We start from the raw sequence: 3,191 nt of genomic DNA, 5'->3' as shown, positions 1-3,191 counted from the left end.
AGCAGGTTGGGAAACGATTTGGGAAGGTTGGGATACCCTTCAATCTTATGTCGTTGGATATAGGATGGCGAAAGAAATGCTAGCTGACGGAGAAATGCACTAAGATCTGATCAAGAGACAGGTATAGAGGAGTGACTAATTTATCGAATTGCATAGATTTTGTTTATCAAGCTTAAAATCTACAAATATCTTAGTTAAAATATTGGCAATCAATTAATTAGAAACTACTGTACTCACCTTTTTAACCTAAATTCCTAACGCACATTAAATATAATTTATTAATAAATATGAAAGAATTTTATGTTATTTAATAATCTGTTCTGATATTTGCAATGTTTAGGCTTGGTTTTAGTAGCTAACCTGAGCTCTGTGTAACTAAATCAATAACTTTTGAAAATTTAAAAAAACTTATTGACTATCTATAGTGCTGATAGTTTTTTGAATTTCAGGGCGGAAAAGTGAAGAAATCGCTGTACTGTAGAGATTTGCTTATGTAGAACTCGATTGTGTAATTGTTGCACCTTTCTATGTTCTAGTTTAAAGAAAAAGCAAAGTCACTCCTTATTTTTAGTCTTTAAAGAGCATTGAATTTAGAATATTTACCAGAAAAAGAGCTGGGCTAGAGAAGAAGTGGCAGGCAGAGGTGCTTTTACTGGATCGCTAAGAAAATCGAGTATAGTTTGTTGAAACTTAGGGTTAACATGTTTGCGTACAGCAGACTCCAGCCGAATACGGTTTTCTTTGATATTACTCGTCTTGTGATAAATGCCTTTTTCAAACATATCACACCCTTTAATTTTAAAAGCGTTACCATCAATTGCTTTTTCATACTGCTTCCGGTCTTTGTAGTCGCTTGGTGTTTTTGGTAACAGGAATACATCAGGCTCTAGTGCTGATAGCAATATTAGGCATTGGGCATACAAATCTGCAACACCTAACCAAAATGGATTTCCTGTTACTCTCTTTTCAAGTAAGGTGAGTGTCATTGTGGTTTCTGAGCCATAACGACTAGTTGAATCTCCGATTACTTTAATAACCTGTCCTTTGTCATTAACCTTCACTTGGCAAAGCTCATCGAGGTCAATTAAAGTGAGCTTTGGTGTAGCTAATCTTAACGTTGTTCCATCAGACGAATGGGCATACTCTTTGTAAAGAATGTTTTCTAGCTTTAAGTCTCTAAAGAAAAAGCCATGCTTTCGTGCGTTATCGAAGGTCACACATAAATTAGCTAAAGCTGATTTATCTATTTTCTCAGCTCTAGATCTTGGTTTGTTTAATTGAATAAATAAATCAATCCCAGCATCGGCTGCAACAAGTTTACCGTCTTCAATAAATGTACCCAATGCACCTAGGGAAATCGCTGTTTGACCAGTGTTGACTTTGTTCGCCCCTAAAACGTTAATTAGCTCAGCTAAAGCTGGCGATACCATACTTTTATCGTCTGATGCTTTTGCAGGTACCAGAGCTGTACTTTGCTCACCTGTTTGTGGATTTGTTACAGAAGTATTTTGTTGTACATCCATTAGTATGTATTGGCCATCAGTCATCAAGACTCTTTTCAATCTTCCTTTCTGATTTTTATGAACGTGTAATTTTGAGGAAAGTGGTGCTCTAAGTGGTGGAAATCTTTTAGATGAAGAATGTTGATATTTCACTGAAACAGGTTCCTCCTTATTTTGTGCTATAGATTGTTTTGAAATGTATCCTTGTGACTGTTTTAAACACACTGAATTATTTGGCTTTAATTTATGTTTTTTATATGCAGTTTGAATGGTTTTGGCTGCCGTAAAGTATCTAAGTCTTGTCGTGCTTTCACTATCACTATCACTATCAAGTAGCACCGTAGATACTTGCCCAAGAAAACCACAAATTTGATAAAATCTTCGACCTGCTATTGCTTCAATAAAGTCTTTTTTTTGCTTTTCATCTAAATCTTGTAGCAACAAAATTCCTTTCTCACACTCTCTGTCTGCTGAGCGATACCAATCTACAAGTAATTGCGGCATTTTATGATGGAAGGCTGAACGTTCTATGAATGACTTTATTTCTTTTTCCTTACCTTGCATTGATAACAAAGTTAACAGAATGACTAAGTTTTCAATTGGAGCGCAAGTAATCAACAGGTGCCTTTGCTCAGGTTTAAGATTCTGGAAGGCGCTTACGATTGCTTCTGGTGGGGATTTTTTTAACCACAAATCTACTTGCTGCTGGCAACGCCAATCAACCCAGCTGTGAAATGTAGTTTGATTCATTTTAGAGGTGGCGGCTTTCCACTCTGTAAAAGTAAGACTTCTGTTTAGTTTCAACCTTTCTTCGTAAGGCCACTTAGAGTTATATTGCAGTAGCTTATCTTTAACACTCATGCTTAATAGTTTTTTATTTAGCTTTTCAATTTCTGCTTCAACCTCTCTCAAGGAGGTCGGTTGCTCTTTATAGAACGTGAGTAGATCCGAAGTTGTAAATGGGCATTCGGGCAATAAGGCTCTTGCTACTAAGTATTTACATGGCAAAGCGCATGACCATTTTGTTAGATTTTCAGCTGACGCTAAATCACTATCTGGTATGATTTTATGTAGTCGCTCTTTGGGTAAGCACTTTATGGATATTTCATTTAGCTCGATTGGAAGTTTTAAAAGAAAGTTTCTGATGCTTTTGGGGCTATGCTTGCAGTTTATTTTCTGAATATAATCGTCGAAGATTCCATCATCAATACATCTATTAATTATCAATTGGCTTAATTTGCCTTGAGGTGATCTTCGAGCTATTAGAGATAAAAACCAATTATGATTTTCTAACAAAAGTAATCGACAGAACTCTCGTTGTGGCAGGCTATTCATAATTGTCGTCATTTCGCTTTCGGAAAGTTTAGATATTGTTTTTACCATTTCTCTTGGTGATAGAGATTTTAGTGAGTTAAGAATAAGTGGTAACCGAGCTTCTATGTCTGCTTTCTTAAGAACCTGCTTTTGTTGTTCTTTAGAGATTTTATCAAATGTGTTTTCAGGGCTTGCTTGAAGCTGTGTAGTGCCAAACAGCGAGTGATAGTAAGAGTACAGTTGAGCAATAAACGCTGTCTCTTGATCAGATCTTAGTGCATTTCTCCGTCAGCTAGCATTTCTTTCGCCATCCTATATCCAACGACATAAGATTGAAGGGTATCCCAACCTTCCCAAATCGTTTCCCAACCTGCT

At 36.4% G+C, this 3,191-nt stretch carries 1 protein-coding gene; it reads right to left on the bottom strand.

The features are described 5' to 3' along the window. Positions 1-599 precede the first annotated feature (599 nt). Entirely contained in the window at positions 600-2,510 is a 1,911-nt protein-coding gene (locus tag JQC92_RS21605; protein WP_205001598.1) for a hypothetical protein, read from the bottom strand. Between the last annotated feature and the right edge of the window lie 681 nt (positions 2,511-3,191).

Source organism: Parashewanella hymeniacidonis, assembly GCF_016900895.1.
GTDB classification, from domain to species: domain Bacteria; phylum Pseudomonadota; class Gammaproteobacteria; order Enterobacterales; family Shewanellaceae; genus Parashewanella; species Parashewanella hymeniacidonis.
This window is presented reverse-complemented; position numbering and strand designations above follow the sequence as displayed.